Annotated in this window: 2 protein-coding genes; one reads left to right on the top strand and one right to left on the bottom strand. The window is 70.5% G+C overall.

All coding sequences use genetic code 11. From position 1 onward, the window contains the following. Window positions 1–164 precede the first annotated feature (164 nt). Complete coding sequence (gene ku / locus FFA01_RS15750) at window positions 165–1139, bottom strand: non-homologous end joining protein Ku (protein WP_146857129.1); 975 nt, start codon at window positions 1137–1139, stop codon at window positions 165–167. 92 nt (window positions 1140–1231) lie between these two features. Here ku and FFA01_RS15745 point away from each other — a divergent pair, with 92 nt between their 5' ends. Beyond that, the gene (locus tag FFA01_RS15745; protein WP_146857128.1) at window positions 1232–2119 is read left to right on the top strand and encodes an SDR family oxidoreductase; all 888 of its coding nucleotides are present in this window, start codon (window positions 1232–1234) and stop codon (window positions 2117–2119) included. Window positions 2120–2237 lie beyond the last annotated feature (118 nt).

Genomic DNA, 2237 nt, shown 5'->3' with positions numbered 1-2237 from the left:
GTCTCGTGCACCGCACCGGCCCTCGTGCACCGCACCGCGTCTCGTGCACCGCACCGGCCCTCGTGCACCGCACCGCGTCTCGTGCACCGCACCGCGTCTCGTGCACCGCACCGGCTCTAGTCCCGGTGCGGTGCACGGACGGTGGTGCGGTAGAGCGGACGGGGCTAGCCGGCCTTCTTCTTCGCGGCGGCCGGCTTCTTCTCGGCAGGAGTCTTCTTCGCAGCAGTCTTCTTCGCGGCCGGCTTCTTCGCGGCCGGCTTCTTCGCGGCCGGCTTCTCGGCGGCCGGCGTCGCCGTGCTCGACGTCGACGACGCAGTCGCCTTCTTCGCCGGCGTGCGGCGTCCGCCCGACCGGTTCTTCTCGACCGACCGGCGGAGCGCCTCCATCAGGTCGATGACCTCGCCGCCCTCGTCGTCGGCGTCCTCGGACGTCTCGCCGAACGTGGCGTCGGTGTCGAGCGACTCGCCCTCCTTCAGCTTGGCGTCGATCAGCTGGCGGAGCTCCTCCTGGTAGTCGTCGCTGAAGTCCGCCGGTTCGAAGTCGTCGCTCAGCGAGTCGACGAGCGACGACGACATGTCGAGCTCCTTGTCGCTGATCCGCGTCTGCTTCTCGAGCGCCGGGAACCGCGCCTCGCGCACCTCGTCGTCCCAGAGGAGCGTCTGCAGCATGAGCACGTCGCCGCGCACCCGCAGCGCCGCGAGGCGGGTCTTCTGCCGCAGCGAGAAGTGCACGATGGCCGTGCGGTCGGTCTCCTCGAGGGTCCGACGCAGCAGCACGTAGGCCTTGGGCGAGGTGCCGTCGGGCTCCAGGAAGTAGCTGCGGTCGAACATGATCGGGTCGAGCTGGTCGCTCGGCACGAACTCGAGCACGTCGATCTCGCGCGACCTCTCCTCCGGCAGCGACTTCAGGTCCTCGCCGGTCAGGACGACCGTCCGGTCGCCGTCGTCGAACGCCTTGTCGATGTGCTCGTAGTCGACGACCTTTCCGCAGATCTCGCACTTCCGCTGGTATCGGATGCGCCCGCCGTCGGCGTCGTGCACCTGATGCAGCGAGACGTCGTGGTCCTCGGTGGCGCTGTACAGCTTGACGGGCACGTTGACGAGCCCGAACGTGATGGCGCCTTTCCAGATCGATCGCATGACGCTCATCTTTCTCCGCGAGCGCTCCGAATGACCGCGAGCGGGGTACACGCCGCGGGCGGAGGAGGCGCGGCGCGGGCACCGTGGACCCCATGAGCCAATACGACAAGAAGAACCCGGTCGACCTCTACCCGGCCCCGCCGTTCCCGAAGCAGGAGCAGTCGCTGCCGGGCGAGGCCTGGAAGATGGACCCGAAGCCCGATCACGGCGAGACCAGCTACGTCGGCAAGGAGCGGCTCACCGGATTCCGCGGTGTCGTCACCGGCGCCGACTCGGGGATCGGCCGCGCCGCCGCGATCGCGCTCAGCCGCGAGGGCGCCGATCTCGTGCTCAGCTACCTGCCCAGCGAGCAGAAGGACGCCGAGGAGGTGCGCGACCTGCTCGAGGGCGAGGGCCGCCGTGCCGTCCTCGTGCCCGGTGACATCTCGGACGAGCAGTACTGCCGGGACCTCGTGCAGAAGGCCGTGGACGAGCTCGGCGGGCTCGACACCCTCGTCATGGTGGCCGGTCGGATGAAGAGCAACGACGACATCCTCACGCTCACCACCGAGGACATCGACTCGACCATCAAGACCAACGTCTACTCGCTGTTCTGGCTGACCCAGGCCGCGATCCCCCACCTCGAGCCCGGCTCGTCGATCGTGACGACCGGCTCGGTCCAGGGCACGCAGCCCAGCCCCGACAAGATCGACTACGCCCTGACCAAGGGCGCCATCGGCGTCTTCACCTCGGGCCTCGCGCAGCAGCTCGCCCCCAAGGGCATCCGCGTCAACCAGGTCTCGCCCGGCCCGGTCTGGACCCCGCTGCAGCCCGGCTCCGACGACGCCGAGACCGTGTCGGAGTTCGGCGGCCAGGCGCCGTTCGGCCGTCCCGGCCAGCCGGCCGAGCTCGCCGCCGCCTACGTGCACCTGGTGAGCCCCGAGTCGAGCTACACCTCGGGCGCGACCATCACGATCGCGGGAGCGATGCCCGCGGTCTGACCCCGCGCCTCCTCGGCTCCCCGGCCCGTCTCCCCGCTCGCGCGGGGCGGCGGGCCGTGGTCGATACGGCGGGTCCCCGTCCTCGGCGGCGGGTCGGCGCCGGCCCGCCGCCGAGGAC

This window comes from Frigoribacterium faeni, from assembly GCF_007988805.1.
GTDB classification, from domain to species: domain Bacteria; phylum Actinomycetota; class Actinomycetes; order Actinomycetales; family Microbacteriaceae; genus Frigoribacterium; species Frigoribacterium faeni.
Note: the sequence above shows the minus strand (reverse complement) of the source record. Positions and strands in the feature narration are given on the sequence as shown.